This is a genomic window from Mesobacillus sp. (assembly GCF_057785455.1).
Window position 1 is genome coordinate 22,511 of record NZ_JBYNSB010000001.1, and the last position, 20,582, is coordinate 43,092.

Annotated in this window: 23 protein-coding genes; 1 reads left to right on the plus strand and 22 read right to left on the minus strand. The window is 45.5% G+C overall.

Features of this window, described 5'->3' with window-relative positions:
* Window positions 1-2: 2 nt before the first annotated feature.
* From AC3EBE_RS00110 to AC3EBE_RS00145, 8 genes are all read right to left on the minus strand, one after another.
* Entirely contained in the window at window positions 3-998 is a 996-nt protein-coding gene (locus AC3EBE_RS00110; protein ID WP_488593007.1) for an alpha-ketoacid dehydrogenase subunit beta, read from the minus strand.
* Complete coding sequence (gene pdhA, locus AC3EBE_RS00115) at window positions 998-2,065, minus strand: pyruvate dehydrogenase (acetyl-transferring) E1 component subunit alpha (RefSeq protein WP_488593008.1); 1,068 nt, start codon at window positions 2,063-2,065, stop codon at window positions 998-1,000. The genes AC3EBE_RS00110 and pdhA overlap by 1 nt, the downstream gene beginning before the upstream one ends.
* A 385-nt stretch (window positions 2,066-2,450) precedes the next feature.
* Complete coding sequence (locus tag AC3EBE_RS00120) at window positions 2,451-3,557, minus strand: Leu/Phe/Val dehydrogenase (RefSeq protein ID WP_488593009.1); 1,107 nt, start codon at window positions 3,555-3,557, stop codon at window positions 2,451-2,453.
* A gap of 61 nt (window positions 3,558-3,618) precedes the next feature.
* A complete protein-coding gene (locus tag AC3EBE_RS00125; RefSeq protein WP_488593168.1) occupies window positions 3,619-4,008 on the minus strand; it encodes a thioesterase family protein in 390 nt (129 codons plus the stop codon).
* A gap of 226 nt (window positions 4,009-4,234) precedes the next feature.
* Window positions 4,235-5,029, minus strand: coding sequence for an ABC transporter ATP-binding protein (locus tag AC3EBE_RS00130; RefSeq protein ID WP_488593010.1), 795 nt, complete (start codon window positions 5,027-5,029; stop codon window positions 4,235-4,237).
* On the minus strand, window positions 5,004-6,035 hold the full coding sequence (locus AC3EBE_RS00135) for an ABC transporter permease (protein ID WP_488593011.1): 1,032 nt from the start codon (window positions 6,033-6,035) through the stop codon (window positions 5,004-5,006). The genes AC3EBE_RS00130 and AC3EBE_RS00135 overlap by 26 nt, the downstream gene beginning before the upstream one ends.
* A gap of 18 nt (window positions 6,036-6,053) precedes the next feature.
* Complete coding sequence (locus tag AC3EBE_RS00140) at window positions 6,054-7,052, minus strand: ABC transporter substrate-binding protein (protein ID WP_488593012.1); 999 nt, start codon at window positions 7,050-7,052, stop codon at window positions 6,054-6,056.
* 445 nt (window positions 7,053-7,497) lie between these two features.
* Window positions 7,498-8,445 carry an NAD(P)H-dependent flavin oxidoreductase gene (locus AC3EBE_RS00145; RefSeq protein ID WP_488593013.1) on the minus strand — a complete coding sequence of 316 codons (948 nt, stop codon included), beginning with the start codon at window positions 8,443-8,445 and terminating at the stop codon, window positions 7,498-7,500.
* Window positions 8,446-8,519: 74 nt separating this feature from the next.
* Between AC3EBE_RS00145 and AC3EBE_RS00150 the strand changes: the two genes are divergently transcribed.
* Window positions 8,520-9,041 (plus strand): gamma carbonic anhydrase family protein, encoded by a 522-nt coding sequence (locus AC3EBE_RS00150; RefSeq protein WP_488593014.1) that lies wholly within the window; start codon window positions 8,520-8,522, stop codon window positions 9,039-9,041.
* Window positions 9,042-9,097: 56 nt separating this feature from the next.
* Here the strand turns inward: AC3EBE_RS00150 and AC3EBE_RS00155 are convergent, their stop codons facing one another.
* The 14 genes from AC3EBE_RS00155 to paaB form a co-directional block, all read right to left on the minus strand.
* Complete coding sequence (locus AC3EBE_RS00155; RefSeq protein WP_488593015.1) at window positions 9,098-9,475, minus strand: hypothetical protein; 378 nt, start codon at window positions 9,473-9,475, stop codon at window positions 9,098-9,100.
* Window positions 9,476-9,557: 82 nt separating this feature from the next.
* Window positions 9,558-10,232 carry an NAD(P)H-dependent oxidoreductase gene (locus AC3EBE_RS00160; protein WP_488593016.1) on the minus strand — a complete coding sequence of 225 codons (675 nt, stop codon included), beginning with the start codon at window positions 10,230-10,232 and terminating at the stop codon, window positions 9,558-9,560.
* Window positions 10,233-10,289: 57 nt separating this feature from the next.
* Window positions 10,290-11,324, minus strand: coding sequence for a DmpA family aminopeptidase (locus AC3EBE_RS00165; RefSeq protein ID WP_488593169.1), 1,035 nt, complete (start codon window positions 11,322-11,324; stop codon window positions 10,290-10,292).
* Window positions 11,325-11,379: 55 nt separating this feature from the next.
* Window positions 11,380-12,255 carry a phenylacetic acid degradation operon negative regulatory protein PaaX gene (gene paaX / locus AC3EBE_RS00170; RefSeq protein ID WP_488593017.1) on the minus strand — a complete coding sequence of 292 codons (876 nt, stop codon included), beginning with the start codon at window positions 12,253-12,255 and terminating at the stop codon, window positions 11,380-11,382.
* Window positions 12,256-12,393: 138 nt separating this feature from the next.
* Window positions 12,394-13,170 (minus strand): enoyl-CoA hydratase-related protein, encoded by a 777-nt coding sequence (locus AC3EBE_RS00175; RefSeq protein ID WP_488593018.1) that lies wholly within the window; start codon window positions 13,168-13,170, stop codon window positions 12,394-12,396.
* A complete protein-coding gene (locus tag AC3EBE_RS00180; protein ID WP_488593019.1) occupies window positions 13,167-14,378 on the minus strand; it encodes a thiolase family protein in 1,212 nt (403 codons plus the stop codon). The genes AC3EBE_RS00175 and AC3EBE_RS00180 overlap by 4 nt, the downstream gene beginning before the upstream one ends.
* A 12-nt stretch (window positions 14,379-14,390) precedes the next feature.
* Window positions 14,391-15,260, minus strand: a complete 870-nt coding sequence (locus AC3EBE_RS00185) for a 3-hydroxyacyl-CoA dehydrogenase (protein WP_488593020.1) — start codon at window positions 15,258-15,260, stop codon at window positions 14,391-14,393.
* A 69-nt stretch (window positions 15,261-15,329) separates the two neighbouring features.
* Window positions 15,330-16,847: an aldehyde dehydrogenase family protein gene (locus tag AC3EBE_RS00190; RefSeq protein ID WP_488593021.1), complete on the minus strand. Its 1,518-nt coding sequence runs from the start codon at window positions 16,845-16,847 to the stop codon at window positions 15,330-15,332.
* A 28-nt stretch (window positions 16,848-16,875) separates the two neighbouring features.
* Window positions 16,876-17,649 (minus strand): enoyl-CoA hydratase-related protein, encoded by a 774-nt coding sequence (locus AC3EBE_RS00195; RefSeq protein WP_488593022.1) that lies wholly within the window; start codon window positions 17,647-17,649, stop codon window positions 16,876-16,878.
* Window positions 17,650-17,664: 15 nt separating this feature from the next.
* Entirely contained in the window at window positions 17,665-18,444 is a 780-nt protein-coding gene (locus AC3EBE_RS00200) for an enoyl-CoA hydratase-related protein (RefSeq protein ID WP_488593023.1), read from the minus strand.
* Window positions 18,437-18,745, minus strand: a complete 309-nt coding sequence (locus AC3EBE_RS00205; protein WP_041966625.1) for an EthD family reductase — start codon at window positions 18,743-18,745, stop codon at window positions 18,437-18,439. The genes AC3EBE_RS00200 and AC3EBE_RS00205 overlap by 8 nt, the downstream gene beginning before the upstream one ends.
* A 108-nt stretch (window positions 18,746-18,853) precedes the next feature.
* Window positions 18,854-19,336 (minus strand): 1,2-phenylacetyl-CoA epoxidase subunit PaaD, encoded by a 483-nt coding sequence (gene paaD, locus AC3EBE_RS00210; protein WP_488593024.1) that lies wholly within the window; start codon window positions 19,334-19,336, stop codon window positions 18,854-18,856.
* Window positions 19,337-19,342: 6 nt separating this feature from the next.
* Window positions 19,343-20,161, minus strand: coding sequence for a 1,2-phenylacetyl-CoA epoxidase subunit PaaC (gene paaC, locus AC3EBE_RS00215; RefSeq protein ID WP_488593025.1), 819 nt, complete (start codon window positions 20,159-20,161; stop codon window positions 19,343-19,345).
* Window positions 20,158-20,505: a 1,2-phenylacetyl-CoA epoxidase subunit PaaB gene (gene paaB / locus AC3EBE_RS00220; RefSeq protein ID WP_335377479.1), complete on the minus strand. Its 348-nt coding sequence runs from the start codon at window positions 20,503-20,505 to the stop codon at window positions 20,158-20,160. Before paaB ends, paaC begins: the two co-directional genes overlap by 4 nt.
* Between the last annotated feature and the right edge of the window lie 77 nt (window positions 20,506-20,582).

Here is a 20,582-nt window from a genome sequence, read left to right on the forward strand (position 1 = left end):
TCCTAAAACTTCATCACTTTCTCGATTGCTGCTGCGACTCTTTTCGGTGTCGGCAGGTAGTGGTCTTCGAATCCGAAATACGGTACTGGAGTATCATAGCCCGTCACCCTTTCCGCCGGCGCCTTCTGATAAAGGAAGGCTTCATCGTTGATCAGTGAAATCAAATCACTGCCTGTTCCGCCTGTCGCATGAGCCTCATGGACAATGACCGTGCGTCCTGTCTTTTGTACGGATTCAATGACCAGGTCCTTATCGATAGGATAAAGTGTTCTTAAATCCAGGATCTCACAGCTAATGCCTTTTTCCTTCATATCTTCTGCAGCCTTCAGCGCAACCGGAATCATCGCACCCCAGGCAATTACCGTCACGTCATCGCCATCGGCAAGTTTTTTGCCCTTGCCGATTTCAACTGTGTACTTTCCTTCAGGCACTTCGTCTCTTGATGAGCGATAGCTCCTCATCGGCTCGAGAAATAGCACAGGATCCGGATCTTCAATTGCTGCAATCATCAGCCCTTTTGCATCATAGGCATTGGATGGGCAGACAACCTTTATTCCAGGCATATGTGTAAAAAGGGATTCCGTACTGTCGCAGTGGATTTCCGGTGCGCGAACTCCTGCACCATAAGGAGCCCTAATGACCATCGGTACTGTATAATGTCCTAACGTTCTCATTCTCAGCCTTGAAGCATGCGTCATGATTTGTTCGTAGGCCGGATAAATGAATCCAAGAAACTGGATTTCCACTACAGGCCGAAACCCATTTACCGCCATCCCGATTGCTGCGCCTACAAATCCAGCTTCACTTAGTGGAGTATCCACTACCCGTTCTTCACCATATTTATCTTGTAAACCATCGGTAGCACGGAACACACCGCCGTTTTTACCGATGTCTTCACCTAAAAGGATGACGTCCTTACTCTCCGCAAGCATCGTATCCAGTCCTTCAGTTATCGCCTGGACAAGCGTCAATGTTTTTGTCTGAAGTGCAGTGTTCATTACGCTTCCCCTCCGATCAGCTCTAGGTATTCACGTTTTTGCTTTTCGATTGTCCATGTGGGTTTTTCAAAAACATAGTCGAAGATAACAGCAGGGTCTGCTTCAGGGAAACTTTCCATTTCATTTACGGCAGCATCAATTTCTGCAGCAGCCTTTTCCTCGATGTCCTTCACCCATGCTTCATCGTAGAGGCCTTCATTTTTCAGCCAGTGTTCAAGGCGTAGCAGCGGATCGGTTTCCATCCTCCGCACAGCGCTGTCACCTTGATCACGGTATTTCGTTGGATCATCAGCAGTTGTGTGAGCACCATATCGCCATGTCATCGCCTCAATAAGAGTTGGTCCCTCTCCGCTGCGTGCACGCTCAAGTGCCTTTTCTGTTTCGAGGTAAACAGCAAAGACATCATTGCCGTCAATCCTTATTCCCGGAATGTCATAAGCGAGTGCTTTCTGAGCAATGGTAGCCGAGTTCATCTGCTTGCTTATTGGCACTGAAATCGCATACTGATTGTTTTGGTTAAAATAGACAACCGGTGACTTGAAGACACTAGCAAAGTTCAAGCCCTCATGGAAGTCTCCCTCAGAAGTAGCACCATCGCCAAAATAACATATCGCTGCATTCTTCGTTCCTTTTTGTTTTTCAGCAAAAGCAGCTCCTGCAGCATGGGGGATTTGTGTCGCAATCGGAATAGCTGGCGGAAAGATCTTTTTTCCTTCTGGAGGTACACAGCCCTCATTCCGTCCATTCCAAAACAGCAGAATATTTCTGAGCGAATGGCCAAAAACCATCGCTGCCCCGTGGTCCCGGTATGTGGGGAACATCCAATCTTCACTTCTGAGAGCTAATGCCGTACCGACCTGGGATGCCTCCTGTCCTTCGAATGGTGCGTATGTTCCGATCCTTCCCTGGCGCTGAAGGCTGACTGCTTTTCTGTCCAGCATACGGATCCTGATCATTTCCGATAAGAATTTTTTTACTCGTTCTTCTGTTACAAGGTCCTTATGTTCATTGGACACGATGTTTCCGTTTTGGTCCATCACTTGAAAAATCGGAAAAAGTTTATCCATCGGCTCACCCTTTATCAAATCTTTTATTTTTATAGCTCTGTTAAACAAGGCTGTTGATTTCCGTTCCAGGCGCTTCGCTTTCCGCTGAAGAATTATGAAAAAGCCCAACTGCCGGCTTTTTCAAGAACAAATTCTTCTTGGGGCTGGCGCTGAGCCTCCTCGTCGCTTTGCTCCTGCGGGGTAAAATGGCCCCTTCTTTTCGGGCCATTTCTACCGGGGTCTCATCTGTCCAGCTGCGCCCGCAGGACTTTGAATAGCTTCTTTGAATGTTCCCACGCACGATGGAAATGCGATAGCATTTTCGGAGGAGTCTACGCGCCTTCCACAACAATCAACAGGTGTTAAAAAACAACCTTATGCTTTAACAGAACCATATATAAATCTATTATGTTCTCACTGCCCACTTAGGACGTTTCATGTGTGAGAAGAAACTGTTGCGTCTTGATCTTGCCTCAATGCGCTGTTCACAGAATCTGTCAGCCGCTTCCATCGTAGTGATTCCATCTCTTTCAGCCTGGCCGTATACATTCAGAAGGGTATTATAAATCGCTTTCGTTTTTTTCAAGACACGCTCTTTATTAGGTGAATAAAGCTCATCTGCTACCTGGATCAATCCCCCGGCATTCACAATGTAATCTGGAGCATAAAGAATGCCTTTTTCCTGAAGTTCCAAACCGTGGCGGGTTTCCTTCAGCTGATTATTCGCTGAACCGACAATCGCCTTTACCTGGAGCTGTGGAATTGTACCATCATTGATGATGCCGCCCATTGCACAAGGGATAAAGATATCTGCAGGCTGTGCGTAAATTTCCTCACTGCTTACTACTTTGATTCCTGCTCCCATTTCCTGCGCTTTTTGAACGATCTGATCAATCGCTTTCTGATTGATGTCTGTCACATGAAGGTCTGCTCCATTCTCCAGCAGGTATTCAGCGACTTTATAGCCAACCTTTCCAAGTCCCTGGATTGAATATGACTTTCCAGCAAGATCCTCAGTGCCCCAAAGTGTTTTGCTTGTTGCCTGGAGACCGTATATCACACCCTGCGCAGTAGGAACAGAGGAGTCACCGCTGCCGCCATACACCTCATCGACTCCAACAATGCAATTTGTTTCCTTTAATGCATGGACAAAATCCTCAGGGTCTGTGCCCATGTCTGTTCCTGTATAAAAGCGTCCTTGGATAGATTCAACGAATTGGCCGAATGCCCTGAATAGCTCCGGACTTTTATCCTTCGTAGGATCGCCAATGATTACAGCTTTGCCCCCGCCGAAGTCAACATCTGCAGCTGCACATTTATAGGTCATTCCTTTTGAAAGGCGCAAAACATCCTCAAGAGCGTCATCCACTGTCTTATACGGATACATGCGGCAGCCGCCCAGTGCAGGGCCTAGTCTCGTACTGTGAATCGCTATAATCGCTTTTAATCCTGTCGCTTCATCATTACAAAAAACCACTTGTTCATGCTCTCTGATTTGTTCGAACATATCCATTTCGCTTTCCCCCTTTATTCCGTTAAACCATGTTAGCGCTTTCATTTTTGTGTAAAAATTTTTAGCTTCCTATTAGTAGTTCAGAGATTTTCGTTTTTGGCAGGATGACCTGCTTCACTTCCCCTATCCCAATGAGACGTCCCCTGCTTTCTGCCCTCACATTGGTAATCACGATATTTGCCTGAAGGTCCGTTACAGTCGCTGTGACCGTGACAGCAGCTCCTTCAGTACAAGGGGCAATATGCTTAACCGTTACGGCTCCGCCCATCCCCTCCTCATGACCCTCTAAATATGGAAGTATGATTTGCCGCGAAACCCATTCCATGTGATACACCATCGTTACTGTCGAGTATACTGGATGGACAAGCTGACCTTCAAAGCGGGCAAACATATCGGATGTCACTATGATATTGATGGAGGCCGAATGCCCAGCTTTTAAACCATCATGCATCATATCCCACCTTTCCAAGTTGTAAATATGTATAACGTTTATTTAACGTTATCATAACATTTCGTTAAATAAACGGTCAATAAATTGTAAGAAATTTTGGTATTTTCCCAAAAATGATTGTGATATAATGTTTCTTTTTCAAATGTAAACAACTTAATGCTGCTAATTTCGGTAGAATGCGAATGTTCCTGAAAGCAAAAAAACAACCAGCTGGGCTGGTTGTTTTTTAACTGAGCAATGCTCGGTCATTTGCCATTTTTGTTCCGCGGATACGCTGGAATTCATTCAGCAGATCTTCGATTGTCAGCTTTGCCTTCTCTTCTTCATTTACTTCAAAAATGATCTGGCCCTTGTCCATCATGATCAGCCTGTTCCCAAGGTCGAGAGCCTGCTGCATATTATGTGTGACCATTAGGGTTGTTAGATGATATTTGTCGACAATTTCCTTCGTCAGATTGGTAATCAGCTCTGCTCTTGACGGATCGAGAGCGGCTGTATGCTCATCAAGCAGCAGAATGGAAGGCTCGGTGAATGTTGCCATCAGCAGTGACAGCGCCTGGCGTTCACCGCCTGAAAGGAGCCCAACCTTGGCGTTAAGCCTGTTCTCCAGGCCAAGGTGCAGGGATTCCAGCACTTCTTTAAACAATTCACGCCTTTTTTTGGTTACGCCCATCCCCAGTGTCCTTCGCTTATTTCTTGAATAGGCGATGGCCAGGTTCTCCTCTATTGTCATGCTTGGGGCTGTACCTGCCATCGGATCCTGGAATACTCGCCCAATCATCTTTGAACGGTTGTACTCAGACATATATGTTACATCTTTTCCATCGAGTGAAACCTGGCCGTGATCAGGCAGCATAACACCTGAAATAATGTTCATCAAGGTGGATTTCCCTGCTCCATTACTGCCGATAACTGTGACGAAATCGCCTTTTTTAAGTGTAAGATTAATATTATCAAGGGCAATTTTTTCATCTGGAGTGCCCTCATTGAAGATTCTATGAATCTGATTTAAGTGCAGCACCAGCCTCACCCTTTCTGTCAGAAGGAACACTTACGATCGGAACAACCGAATGCTGTCTCTTAACCTTCCGTTTTTTATCTTTATAGCTGTCAATCATTTTCGGCGCGGTCAATGCCAGGATGACAATTACCGCTGTAATCAGCTTCATGTCCCCAGGTTCAAGGAATTCGACCCTCAATGCTAGCGTGACCACGATTCGGTAAATGATCGAACCGCCTATCACTGCGAGAGTCGTTCTCGCAATAGTTTTGGTTCCGAATAGTGCTTCGCCGATAATGACAGAAGCAAGACCTATGACAATCATTCCAATTCCCATTCCGACATCAGCGAAACCGCCCTGCTGTGCAATTAGCGCACCAGAGAAGGCAACCATCGCATTCGATAGACCAAGACCAAGAATGATCATTAGGTTAGTGTTGGAGGAGAAACTGCGAATCATTCTTTTATTGTCTCCTGTCGCACGGATTGCCAGCCCAATTTCCGTTTTCAGGAAAGCATCGGTAATGAATTTGAGCGCAAATGTGACCACAACCATGAAAAGCAGGATTCCCCATGTTCTTGGCAGGCTGTCACCAAGCCCCACAGCGGAAAGAATTCCATTGAAAAACGCATCAATACCCGTCTTTTCAAAAAGGTCCCTTACCGTCGTCATGGCAGTATCTGTGTTCAACAATGGGACATTCGATTTCCCCATAATCCTTAGATTGATAGAGTACAAGGCAATCATCATCAGGATTCCGGATAGCAGTGCATTTACTTTTCCGACTGTATGGATAATACCCGTCAAACACCCGGCAACGAATCCGGCAATAAGAGCCATGATGGTTGCGGTAAAGGGATTGGCACCATTTACGATCATGATTGCGGCGACAGCAGCTCCTGTAACAAAGCTGCCGTCAACCGTTAAATCCGGAAAATCTAGTACCCGAAAGGATAAGTATACGCCTAGAGCCATGATCGCATAAATGATACCTGACTCAAACGCTCCAAATATAGCAGTAAACAAGATGAATCATCCTTTCTCTTATTCTTCGTAGAATTCAGCGTCCTTTCCCCATTCTTCCTTCACTTCGACACCTTGTTCTTCAGCGGCTTTTTTATTGATCGTCAGTGTTAAAGAATCAGGAAGTTCCACAGGGATTTCTGAAGCTTTCTTCTTACCGGATAAAATTTCAGCTGCCATCAAACCTGACTGGTATCCGATATCATAGTAATTAAATCCGCTCGCAGCGACTGCTCCACGCTTCATGGAATCGAGCTCACCTACGAATAAAGGAATCTTCTTGCTGTTTGCTACAGAAATGACAGATTCAAGTGCAGAAACGACTGTGTTGTCAGTTGGAACATAAATTGCATCAACCCGGCCAACAAGCGACTCAGCTGCCTGCTTAACCTCTGCAGAAGTTGAGATCGAGGCTTCTACCACCTTCGCTCCATTTGCTTCAGCAAGCTTCTTAACTTCTTTTACCTGCACTTCGGAATTTTGCTCACCTGCGTTGAAGATGACACCAATTTTCTTAGCGCCGATTTCCTTCGTCATAAAGTCGATTGTCTTTTTTGTTGCATCTGGATGGTTGTCTGTAGTTCCTGTAATATTGTCCCCTGGCTTGTCAAAGGCTTCAACAAGGCCTGAGCCAACTGGGTCCGTAACTGAGGTAAATATGATCGGAATATCCTTTGTTGCGTTTAGAGCTGCTACAGCGCTCGGCGTTGCGTTTGCAAAAATCAGGTCGACCTTGTCACCCACAAAGTTATTTGCGATTGATGCTGTGTTGTTCATGTCTGCCTGTGCGTTCTGGAAATCATACTTTACGTTGTCGCCTTCTTTGAAGCCTTTATCTTCAAGAGCTTTTTTGAAGCCTTCTGTTGCAGCATCAAGTGAAGGGTGTTCTGCGAACTGTGTCAGCCCAATCTTGTACTGCTTTTTGTCTGAAGAACCATTCGATGCATCATTTCCTCCACAGCCAGCGAGGAACAATGCGCTGGCAAGCACTAGAGAAATTGCCTTTACTGATTTTTTCATAAAAATCCCCCTTGAATATTTTTATAAACCGGCATACTTGCTATGTAGGTTGATCATTTGCGGGCAGCCGGAACGCACCTTTGTTGATTTAACATCAAATCCCAATAACATTTTTGAAAGCGATTCCATAACGTATGATATCCACTATAGACACCGTAAATATAACGTTATATTAACACCAGCCTATTTTAGTGTCAATAATATTCCGAAAATTTAGTATGTTGAGATTTTTAATTACTAATTAAACCATCAATTTGGGAAACTATCAATAGGTTTTTTAAAATAATATATTTTTAATTAATTTTTCTGAACTTCTTTACAGTTTTCCTGCCCAAAGGAAAAGCATCTGCTGTGGCTTTTATGACTGTTTTCGCCTCTAAATTACCATTCCTCTTAAACAAGGCAAATTTAAATAAAAAATGCTCCCAGACGGAAGCATGTAATTTTATATCAGTTTCAGTGATTTTTCCAATTGTTCTTTGGCTTCTTTCATCATTCGATCAAGCAATTCTTGTACTGATGGTATATCAGCGATCAGCCCGGATACCTGGCCGCCATTAATAAAGCCTTGCTCAATATTCCCATCCAATGCCCCTTTTTTATGTAATTCCTCTGAAGTCAGCTCAGCAAATTCTTGTGCAGTTATCCCCTGCTTTTCTGCTTCCAGAAGCTTTTCTGTATAAGGTGTATTCAAAACTCTTCGTATTCTTCCGACCGTCCTCCCAATGATCACAGTTTCATGGTCAGTCGCCTGCAATAATTTTTGCTTATACGTTTCATGGAATGGAGCTTCCTTTGTCGCGATAAATCTGGTACCCATTTGTACGCCGGATGCGCCAAGCGCCAGCATTGCAGCAAGCCCCTTGCCATCCCCTATTCCTCCTGCGGCAGCGACTGGAATATTAACCTGTGCCACAATTTGAGGAATAAGGGCGAGCGTAGTCGTTTCCAAGTTGGAATTTATGCCTGCAGCTTCGTATCCTTCCGCTACTAAAACATCAGCACCAGCTGCCTCTGCCTTCTTCGCCTGTTTCACCGATGCAACGACTGCAATGACCTTTATGCCTGCCTCATGGAGCTTAGGGATAAATGGAGCAGGATTCCCTGCTGACAGCGTGACCACAGGAACATGATGTTTTACAGCTAGACTCAACACTCCGACAGCATTTGGCGAAACGCTCAATGCCACATTCACTGAAAATGGTTTTGCAGTACGCGCTTTTGTTTCTTCAATGATTTTTTCAACTTCATCAACTGTCATTGTCCCAGCACCGATTGTGCCAAGGCCGCCCGCTTCTGATACGGCAGCTGTCAGCACTGCATTACTGATATTTCCCATGCCCCCCTGGATGATTGGATATTTAACGCCGAGAACAGAAGATATTCCATTCACAAAAATTCCCCCTTCGTTATAATAATGTTATACTAATTTTAAAATTAAGACAATTAAGAAAAGAGGTTGAATCTATGTTAATACCATATTTGGATAAAACTCCATCAGTTGATGATTCTGTATTTCTGGCACCTGGAAGTTATCTAATCGGGGATGTAAAAATAGGGAAGAATTCAAGTGTATGGTTCAACGCAGTTTTGCGCGGAGACGAAGATACCATTACGATTGGAGAAAGCTGCAGCATTCAGGATAATGTTACCTGCCATTTGTTTGAAGGCTCCCCTCTGGTGATTGAAGATGAGGTAACAGTAGGCCATAACGCCATTCTCCACGGCTGCACAATACGGAAAAGATGCATCATCGGCATGGGAGCAACTATTCTTGATGGAGCTGAAATCGGCGAGGAATGCATTATCGGCGCCAATACACTCATTCCTGCAGGAAAGAAGATTCCGCCGCGTTCTCTCGTTGTTGGAGCTCCTGGCAAAGTGGTAAGGGAAATCGGAGAAAAGGATCTGGAACTGATCCAGCTTTCGATTGATACATATGTTCAAAAAGGACAGGAATACCTTAAGACTTTAAAGGACTTTAAATAAGAAAAGAGCCAGGCTGCGGCCTGGCTCTTATAGTTCTATCATGAAGTGCGAAATATTCAGCCTTCCACCAATTTTATATAAGGGATTTCCTGCCCGTTCACGACAGCAATATAGAATGGTGCATTGGTTTCGAATATCTTTGTTCCAACAGGGAGTTTGCTGGCCGTCCATTCTTTAAACCTGCGATAGTCAGCAGTCTGTTTTTGTATTTCGCCAATTTGTTCTCCAAGTACATAATCATGCTTCCGTACCCAATCAAGATCTTCTGCATTTGAAAATACGTACTCATCACTAATAAATATATCTGCATCATGATTAAGGGAAAGTATTTCCTTCGCAGTTGGATTATCATTTACACTGTTCATTTCAATCTGGTTTTTTGAACAGCCCGCTAAAAACATCAATAAGACCAGCAGTGTTAATGATAATCTCATCCACAGCCCTCCCTCTATTTATTAATTACTATTCACGTTCATATATATCTATTAAAGAAGAGTGGAAAATTCCACTCTTCTGTTAAACCCATTTTACAATATCGTCTAAAGGCCTTCTTGTTTTTGGATTAGGCTCTTTCATTCGGTAACCGAATGCGCACATAACAGATATTCCGAAGCGGCCATTCTCCAACAGTCCTTCATCCGCAAGAAGTTTGTTCATATTTTCAAAATTAAAGCCCTCTATTGGGCAGGAATCAATGCCGATCTGTGCTGCTGCAGTCATCATATTGGCCAGGACGATATACGTCTGCCTGCATGCCCAATCGAAAAGCGGCCGCTCACCTTCAAGCAAATCAAAATCCGATTTTTGGAATTCTTCAATTCGCTGCAGGTATTTAGACAGAAATTCTTCAGGCATCTTTTTTACATTTCTAAAATGGTCCTGCAGATATTGGGAGTCATATTTTGTATCCAGTTTAGTCCTTGCCAGGATCACAACGAAATGGCTGGCTTCAGGCAGCTTGCTGTATGCGCCCCAGGCTGTATTTTTTATTTTCTCACGCAGCTCATCACTCTGGACAACAAGGAAGCGCCATGGTTCAAAACCAAAAGAGCTTGGTGATAATTGGCCCGTCTCCAAAATAAAGCGGAAATCTTCCTCAGGAATCTTTTTTTCAGGATCGAATTCCTTCGTTGCATGTCTAAAATTGAATGCCTCCAGAATTTCTTGTTTTAACGTTTCTTTGTCTCGCATGGATAAACGCCCCTTCCAGTTTTTTTTAACTTAACATATTCTTTATCTGATATTCCATTAAAACGGATATGCCTCAACTACTCTTCCCTTTCTGCCCCCTGTCGATACTGCCTGTGACAGCGAGTTGAGGACGGCTTCTTCAGCCGCTTCTGCGGAAGCCATAAAAAGTTCATTCATCACAGGATGGCTGTCCCGAATTTGCACAATTGATTGTACTGACTCATTTGAATCATGCATTGTCTTATTCGCGGTTGAAAAGGCTATTACAATATCGCCGCTTCCGTGACTGAAATGGCTGCCAGTGCGGCCTAATCCGATACCGCATCTTTTGGCCATACGCAAGAGCTGGCGTTCGGTTAAAGGTGCATCTGTGGCGAGGACGATGATGACCGAGCCGTCAGCTGTCTCAGACAAACCGGTTTGAATTGCTGCTATTCCATATTTAGCTGCAAGAAACTCTTCTTTCTTGCCAAAGTTGCTCAGTACGAGGCAGCCAACAGTATAGGCTCCATCACCTTTTACTACCCGTGAAGAAGTCCCAATCCCGCCTTTATGGCCAAAGCATACCATCCCCTTACCTGCTCCGACAGCCCCTTCTTCTGTAGGGCTTGAAGATGCCTTTTCGATTGCTTCGATTGCGTGGCCAGGCTTTATCGGGAAAAATCGTATCGAGTTTAGCAAACTATCATTGCACTCAGCTGTAATAATATTGATCGTCCCTGTTGATTCACCAATATCTTCATTATCTCCAAGCATGTATTCCAGCGTGCCCTGAGTGACAGCAGGAACAGCAAATGTATTAGTCAGCATAATCGGAGCCTCGATGGTTCCAAGTTCATTCACCTGCACAAGTCCAGTTGTTTTGCCAAAGCCATTCAACACATAGCTGGCAGCTATGACCTTTTCATTGAATAAGTTCCCGCTGTGCGGCAGGATCGCTGTCACTCCGGTACACGCATACTCATTTCCCTCGGGATCCAGCGGGTAATCAAGAGTGACGTGCCCCACTTTGACTCCGGCCACATCGGTAATGCAGTTATTCCTCCCAGTTTCCAGTTTGCCAATTAAAAATCCTCTTTGACGAATTTTCATCATTGATCCCTCACTTACTAATAAAGCCATCCCATAAATCAAGGATGGCGAAAGGTTATTCCAAAATATATGGGTGGTCCATTACATCATAGTCTATGTCTTTATGCTTGATTTCATTGCCTTCCTTGAAGACAGATTCGAAGAAACGCGAGGCTGGTTCTGCCAGTTCTTTGTAATACTCGCTGAACAGGGCAGCCGCATGACTGCCAAGCCATTTTTCCGGAAGCAGCTCCTCTGGCAGTCCTGGGTCAAAAAACAGGAACTTCCTGTATTCATGTACCAGCTTTGTCCGCTCTACGAAACATTCTGCATCAGTCATGCTGCCTTTTTGGATTTTATTTTTATCGATGATATATTTCTGGCTGTATTCACTGATGAAATCCTGGTATTTATCATTTATCTCCTGGAGGTTCCAGCTTTTTTCTACCAATCTTTGATTCTCATGAGGACCATTGTATTCTGCTACAAAAAAGTCTACATACTGCTTGATATCGTATTTGTCGATTAAGTCGTGCACCTGTCTTTCAAGATTGTTAGCCGAAATCCAGAAACTGTTGGACATTGACCCAAATCCGCTCCAGATTAATTCTTTCCTCAGTTCATCCCGTACATTCCGGATTTCCTCCGGGATAGTGTACATGAGGATCCTCCACTTGCCATCCCATTCTTCAGGCTTTAGCTTAAAGATACGTTTTCCTGCTTCTTCGATCCTCTTTTGACCTCTTGGAGTAAGTGAATAATAACTCTTATTGCCAATTTTCTCAGCCTGGACCCACCCTTGTTTATTCATCCGGGAGATAGCGGCCCGCACTGATTGGTCATTGTGTCCAAATTCATTTAGCAGCTTAATCAGGCTGCCAATCCAAATCTTGCTGCCATAATGCGATATATAGTCACCATAGAGAGTAAATATCATTGATCTTGTGTTCAAGCTGCTGTCATCCTTATCCATAATTGATGTGTACGGAATAAATCCGTTATAGAATATTTTACAGTATTATCATTATTTTGCAAAAACAAATTGCCTGAATAGTAAAAAACCATAGGAAATTATCCCTATGGATTTTGCTTATTGAGCTGTAAATACAGGTTTGCGCTTTTCACTGAAAGCATTCAGTGCCTCGACCCGGTCTTTAGTTGGGATCGTTACTTCATAAGCCTTTGATTCAATCACCAGCCCTGTTTGCAGGTCAGTGCTGCTGCCATGCTGGATGGCATACTTCGCCTGCCTTACTGCAATCGGTGCATTCTGAAGGATTTCCCGTGCCAGTTCCTTGCTTGCTGCCATAACATTCTCCTGTAGTTCCACAGATGTTAAGATACCAAGCTCCAATGCCTTTTCAGCTGTTATTTTCCTTGCTGTAAAAATCAATTCCTTAGCCTTCATCTCACCAATCAGTCTTGAAAGACGCTGTGTTCCTCCTGCACCGGGAATGATTCCCCAGCTGACTTCTGTCAGGCCCATCAAAGCTCCTTCAGCAGCGATTTTAAAATCACAAGCCAGCATTAATTCAAAGCCGCCGCCAAATGCGAATCCATTTACAGCAGCGATTGTGGGCTGGGGCAATTCAGCAACCGCACTGAATACATCCCTGATTTTTTTTACGTTGCGGCGGACCTCTGTCTCGGTAAGACCTTTCCTTTCTTTCAAGTCAGCACCTGCACTGAACGCTTTATCCCCGGCTCCTGTAAAAATGACCACACGTACATCCGGATCAGTATGCAGGCTTTCAACCGTATTTCCAAGCTCCACCAATGTTTCATAGTTAAAGCAATTCAATGACTCCTGGCGGTCAATCGTTATATAAGCGACATGCTCTTCCTTTTGAAATTTAATGTGTTTCATTGCTTCTCTCCTATACTCTCAATGATTGTAGCGATTCCCTGTCCGACACCCACACACATCGTTGCAAGTCCGTACCTCGATTCCTGCCTCCTCATTTCATAGAGCAAAGTCGTTAAAATCCTCGCGCCACTTGCGCCAAGAGGGTGACCGAAGGCGATCGCTCCGCCATTGACATTGACTTTTGACTGGTCGAGGCCGAGCTCATAGATACAGCCGAGAGATTGAGCGGCAAAGGCTTCGTTCAATTCAATCAAATCCATATCCCCAACTTTTAGATCAGCCCTCTTCAACGCCTTTTGAACGGCATAGACAGGTCCCATTCCCATAATCGATGGCTCAAGGCCAGCAGTTGCCGATACAATATACTTCGCAAGCGGCTTAACTCCTAGCTCTTCCGCTTTTTCCCGGCTCATCAGCAGCAAGGCGGAGGCGCCGTCATTCACTCCTGACGCATTCCCCGCAGTGACAGTACCGTCCTTGAACAAAGGCTTCAGCTTGGCAAGTTTTTCAGCCGTGGTACCAGGTCTAGGGTGCTCGTCACGGTCAATGACCGTCTTGTTTCCTTTTTTGTCTTCATATACGACAGGAACGATTTCGTTTTCAAAACGGCCAGACTCAATCGCCTTTTGCGCTCTGGATTGGCTCTCGGCTGCAAACTCATCCTGTGCTTCCCGCGTGATTCCGTATTTCTTCGCTACATTCTCCGCTGTCTCAGGCATACTGTCCGTACCATACTTTTCTTTCAGCTTCTCATTAACAAATCTCCAGCCAATCGTAGTATCGAACATTTCCATATTGCCGCGCGGGAATTCTGCTGTAGGCTTCGCCATAACGAAAGGAGCTCTCGTCATGCTTTCTGTTCCGCCAGCGATGAAAATATCCCCTTCTCCTGCAATAATTGCTCTTGCGGCATAGTTGACGGCATCAAGACCAGAGCCGCATAAGCGATTGATGGTTGTACCCGCTGCCTCTACTGGCAGTCCCGCGAGCAATGCAGACATCCGCGCAACATTCCGGTTATCCTCTCCGGCCTGGTTGGCGTTGCCGAGCACGACTTCTTCAATTTGGCCTGCAGGTACTGACGGATTTCTCTCCATCAAAGCTCTGATGACGATGGCACCTAAGTCGTCAGGACGGATATGGCGCAGGCTGCCATTGTATCTTCCGATTGGAGTCCTGACTGCATCGACGATGACAACTTCTTTCATAACGATCCCCCTTTACTTCATTGTAGTTTCTGCAGGAGTCCTGTAATCGTAGACTCCACGGCCGGTTTTCCTGCCAAGGCGGCCTGCTTTCACATATTGCTCCAGCAGCGGTGCCGGGCGATATTTTTCACCGAGCTTTTCGTGCAGGTATTTTAAGTTATTCAGCCTAGTATCCAGCCCTACAAGATCCCCAAGTTCAAATGGTCCCATCGGGTAATTCAGTCCGAGCTTGATAGCCTTGTCAATTTCCTCTGCCGTGCCGACTCCCTCCTGGAGCATATAGAAGGCTTCATTTCCAACGAGTGCACTGATCCGGCTTGTTACAAACCCAGGAAACTCGTTGACAATCACTGTTTCCTTGCCCATCTGGATGGCAGCATGCTGGATTGCCTCTGCTGTTTCATCGCTCGTTTCCAGTCCGCGTACGATTTCCACAAGCGGCATTTTATGCACCGGGTTAAAGAAGTGCATAGCAATGACCTTCTCCGGTCGCTTTGTAAAAGAAGCGATTTCCGTCGGACTCATCGTCGAGGTGTTTGAAGCAAAAAGACAATTGGCAGGAGCGTGCTGGTCAATCACTTCAAAAATCGTCTTTTTGATATCCAATTTTTCAGGTACAGCTTCAATGACCAGATCTGCATCCTTCACATTTTCGGCAAGAAAATTGGAGTATCGCAGTCTTTCTTTGGCTGTTTCCATATCATCTGCAGTGATTTTACCTCGTGCAATTCCCTTATCAAAAATCGAATTAATTTCCCGTTCAGCGTTTCGAAGCTGCTTCTCATCTATGTCGATCAAAACAGTCTCGAATCCGCCAAGGCAGCTAACATACGCAATACCACGGCCCATAACACCGGATCCAATTACGACGAGTTTCTTCATTATATATGTCCTCCTTTTTCAAATATGAAAGGCGAGCACCCGCGTTCAGGAGTGCTCGCCTCGTTTTTTTTACAGATTAAACGGGTTCAGCGGGCGGCTGCCATAATAAGAGACGATACTCTTTGTTTCTGTATATAGATCTAATGTTTCAATGCTGAGCTCGCGGCCGAATCCTGATTGCTTATAGCCGCCAAATGGAGTTCCAGGAAAAGCAGAGAATGGGCAGTTGATCATGACGATCCCAGCCTGAATTTGCTTCGAAACCCTTGTCGCCCGGCCATAATCCTTCGTCCAGATTGCCGAACCAAGTCCATATTCACTATCGTTGGCAAGCTTAACTGCTTCCTTTTCATCCTTGAACTTCATGACCACGACAACCGGCCCGAAGATTTCCTCTCTTACGGCCTTCATGCTGTGATTTGTTTCAGCAATAATCGTTGGCTCATACCAGTAGCCATTTTCATAGCCTTCCAGATTTGCAGCTTTACCCCCTGTTAACACCTCTGCTCCATCTTCTACAGCAGATTTTACATAGCCATCAATGACATTAAGCTGGTCCTGGCTGATGACCGCGCCAACATGAGTTTCTTTTTCAAATGGATTTCCAAGCTTAAGCTGCTTCGTTTTCGCAACGAATTTTTCGATGAATTCATCATAAATATTCTCATGGACATACAGTCTTGAACGGGCCTCGCATGATTGCCCAGTATTATAGAAGATTCCGAACAGGGAACCATCGACAGCAGCATCAATGTCAGCGTCTTCAAAAATAATGCTTGGAGATTTACCGCCCAGCTCCAGCGTTACACGTTTAAGAGTCTGGGAGGCTCTTGCCATGATATCCTTTCCGATTGGCGTAGATCCTGTGAAGGCGACTTTATCTACTTTGTCATGCTCTACAAGATAGTTTCCTATTTCGGAACCTGATCCTGGGATGATATTTACGACACCTTCTGGCACCCCAGCTTCAATGCAGATTTCACCAAGAACGATGGCTGTCAATGGAGTCAGAGATGCAGGCTTCACAATTACTGAGCAGCCTACAGCGATTGCCGGTGCAATTTTCCATGCTGCCATCATCAGCGGATAATTCCAAGGAATGATTTGCGCACATACACCTACTGGCTCTTTTTCAGTGATGTTCTGGAAAGCGCCTGGCATGCTGTTGACAGCACCGCGGTGGCTGACGATCGCTCCAGCGTAAAACTCAAAATCTTCAATTGCCTGCATGACCTGTCCCTGAGCGGCAGCAAGCGACTTCCCTGTATCCATAATCTCCAATTCCACCAGCTCATTGAAACGAGCTCTCATGATGGAGGCAATTTTGTTCAAAGTGCGCGAACGCTTGTTGACAGGGAAATGGCGCCATTTTCCGAAATCGAATGCATTTCGTGCAGCCTGTACGGCCAGTTCTGCATCTTCTTTGGAAGCCTTGGCAACTGCAGCGATTTCTTCGCCTGTTGCCGGGTTAAATACTGTATACGTTTCGCCATTTATGCTGTCCTGGCGAACTCCGTTGATAATCAGCTGATACGCCTCGCGTTTTACTGCCATTGCTTCGAATTTTTGTTCTTTAACTGTTGTCACGAGTACCATCTCCTTCTGTTAGGTTCAATTATTCGCCCTTGAATACTGGTTTTCTTTTTTCAAGAAATGCCTGGACGCCTTCCTTATGATCAGCGGTCAGTCCCGCAATCCGCTGGCTTTGGGCGTCTCTTTCCAAAAATCCTTCAAAATCGGTGTGCCAGCTTGCTTTTAAATTCCGTTTGATCAATCCTATTGCCTTTGTCGGCATATTCGCCAGCCTCTCGGCAAAAGCAGATACCCCTTCATTCCACTCTTCCAGTGAAATGACCTCTGTTACAAGGCCAAAATCCTTAGCTTTGTTCGCAGGGAGCTTCTCCCCAAAGACGGCCAGCTCCATTGCCTTTGCATGACCAATCAGCCTTGGCAAGTAATATAGGTTGCCAGCATCCGGAACCAGGCCAACATGAATGAAAGCTTCTACAAAACTAGCTTTTTCAGAAGCTAAGCGGAAGTCACATGCCAGTGCCAGGCTCATTCCTGCTCCCGCAGCAACGCCGTTCACCGCAGCGATGACAGGCTTCTCACAGCGATCCAGTTCCAACAGCATCGGATTATAGCGTTTGCGAAGGACTTCACCGTGATCCATGTCTTCGGAAACACCTGAGAGATCTTCACCAGAGCAAAAAGCGCGGCCGGCTCCAGTTATTACGATTGCCCTCACGTTATTATCCCGTGAGGCATTTTTAATGGCAGATTGAATTTCTTTATTTAATTGTTCAGTGAAGGCATTCAATTTATCAGGGCGGTTCAAGGTGATGTAGGCTACCTGATTCCGCACTTCGTACAAAACGGTTTCAAACACAGCTATGTACCCCCCTTATTTCCCTTTAAACTCCGGCTTTCTTTTTTCCTTAAAAGCCCTCATGCCTTCCTTCTGGTCCTCGGTTGCAAACAGCATATAAAAATTCTTGCGTTCATATTGCATTCCTTCATATAGAGGGTAATCGACTGCTTTCAGGATGGATTCCTTAATCAGCCTCACTGCAATAGGAGCTTGTTTTGCAATACTGCCTGCAAATTTAAGCGTTTCTTCCATGAGCATCTCTTCAGCATAAGTCGCATTGATGATGCCATATTGCAGAGCTTCCTTCGCTGGTATTCGCTTGCCGCTTAGGATCCATTCCATCGCTTTCGTTTTTCCGACGAGCTTCGTCAGTCTTTGGGTTCCGCCTGCACCTGGCATGACGCCAAGGTTTACCTCCGGAAAGCCGAACTCCGCATTTTCAGCTGCGAACAGCATGTCACAGCAAAGTGCCAGCTCGAATGCTCCCCCGAGGGCGAAGCCATGGACTGCACCGATGACAGGCTTCTTTATCCATGCCAGACGATCCCAATCTGTGAATTGGTTCAGCGTTTCCATGCTGATCGCGTCGGCATCCATCATTTCATCGATATCCGCTCCCGCCGCGAACGCTCGCCCTTTTCCAGCCAGAACAATGACTTTCACCTGCGGATTATTATCATACGACTCCATCTCAGAGAGGACTTCAGAAACCATCTGCCTGTTCAAGGCATTGAGCACCTTAGGCCGGTTGAGTTGAATGAGTCCAATTTCGCCCACGACCGATGTTTCGATCATTTCATAGTTTCTATTCATTCACTTCTTCACCGATCATCATCGTGACCAGATCCCCAGCAAAACTCATGACATCCTTTCCGGAGGCCTTGCCTTCAGCTGATTTCATTCCTGCTTTTAACGCTTCATGATCGTCATAGTACATTTCACACATTAAATAGTATTTGCCTTCTCCGCCCATAGGACTGCCAACAATTCGTGTCACTTCCATTTTGCGCAGTCCGGGAATCTTCGCAGTCAATGGTGCATGAGTTTCGAAATAGTGCTTGTCAAAAGCCTCTTTATCCTGAGGATGCTTGTAGATTGCGATTAGTTTAACCATTAAAAATCTCTCCCTTTGGTTTGGTTTGGTGTACCTAGTATTCTTCCAAATTGAATATATGCTGAGATTCTAGAAGCTATTAATCTTTTGATGTGAGACATAAGCATTTCACATCAAAGTAGAAACTGGTTTCATTGCTTCAAATGGATTTTTGCAGCTTTTGCAGTATAAAATGCTCCGGCAGGCTGTTGGCCCGAATAGATTTTCCATTGTCGTATAAGTGGAGCCGCAATACGGGCAATCTGCCTGCCATTCTCCTGTTTCGGCAATTTGCCGTGGCGGCGGGGCGATGCCGAATTCTTTTAAGCGCTCACGCCCTATGTCTGACACCCGGTCCGAGGTCCATGGCGGATGAAAAATGAACTGGACGTCTGCCGTTTTGACCTCAGGAATCTGCTCCACAGCTTTGACGACATTGCTTTTAATGATATCCAAGGCAGGACAGCCCATAAAGGTCGGCAATAATTTGATGATTACCTTTTCCGGTGTAAATTCCAGTTCCTCAAGCATCCCCAATTCAATGATCGAGACGCTATCGATTTCAGGGTCCTTGACAGTTTGGAGGGCAGCCAGGATTTTATTTTTCAGCATCTTGCATCACCAGGTTGCTGCCGGATCGGATTGATAGACTTCACTCAAAGTATCCAGTGCATTTTGAAGGTCTGCTGTATGTTCTCCATTCCTGCCATTTCCGCTTTTCATGCCAAACTTCTCAGGCATGCTGAGATTGAGTGATTCAAAGACAGGCTTAGTCATATTGATCCACTGTGTTCTCAAAGCTTCCTCGGAATCAATCAGGTTGTGCTTGGTTATGCCGTCTGCCTTGTCCCCAAGCGAGAACAAGCCATCGAGATCCGCGAAAACAATTTCCATTGCTTTTTCCATTTTGACCCTAGCCTCACCGCCAGCGCTGATCAGCTGGCTGAACCATGTTTTCCAGTGAAGCAGGTGGTAGTAAAGCTCCATATTCACCTTCACCGCCGCTTCTGCTAAAGGCTGATAGGATGAGTTTTTTAGCGACTCGATTTTGACCTTTTTTGCCTGGGCATAGAAATAGTTCCTGACTACGGCAAAGGCCCAGTCATAATGAGGTTCATGCAAATATGTGCCTGGTCCATTCACTTTTTCAAGCAGGACAGCATTTCTTCGTTCAGCTGCCGGCCTGGTGTGTGCGAGCATGTCAGGATCTCCTGCACCTAAGTCATGTAGGAGCTGATAGAACATCGCCGCATGGCCCATTGTATCCTGGCTGATTGAGGAGAAGGCGACATCCTCTTCAATATGCGGAGCGAGGCCCAGCCACTCGGAGCCACGGTAAGCAAGGATGAAATCATCATCAGCAAGCTGAAAAAGCAGGTTAATTGCTGAGCTGCGATAGGATTCGTTTTTCGTTGCTTCTTCTAAAGTAAATCTCATTTTTCCTGCTTCCCTCCCCACGACATGATTTCCTGTTCATCAAGCATCCCCTGCTCATAATGGCGCCATTTCTTTTTCAAATAACCATAGCCTTTTGTATTACGGTAATCCTTATTGTCCAGTCTTTGCAGCGTCTGGCGCTCCTCAAGCGTCATCTTCCGGACATCATCACGTTTGACCACCCAAATATCCGCAACCGGCTCCCGCCTCATGAAATTCTCCTGTGCCATCACAAGAGCAAGCTCATGGTTCGGAGCCAGCAGCGAAAACTGGTACTGCAAAGGCGAAGTATCCGTCCGCTTGCTGAACACCTCAAACTCCTGGTAAAAACCCTTCCCAGACATCCATATCTCCCCTTTCCTTCCGGGACTTTTCCAAATCACCGCGCCGGGGGTCAGACCCCCGGCGCTTTAACGCGTTG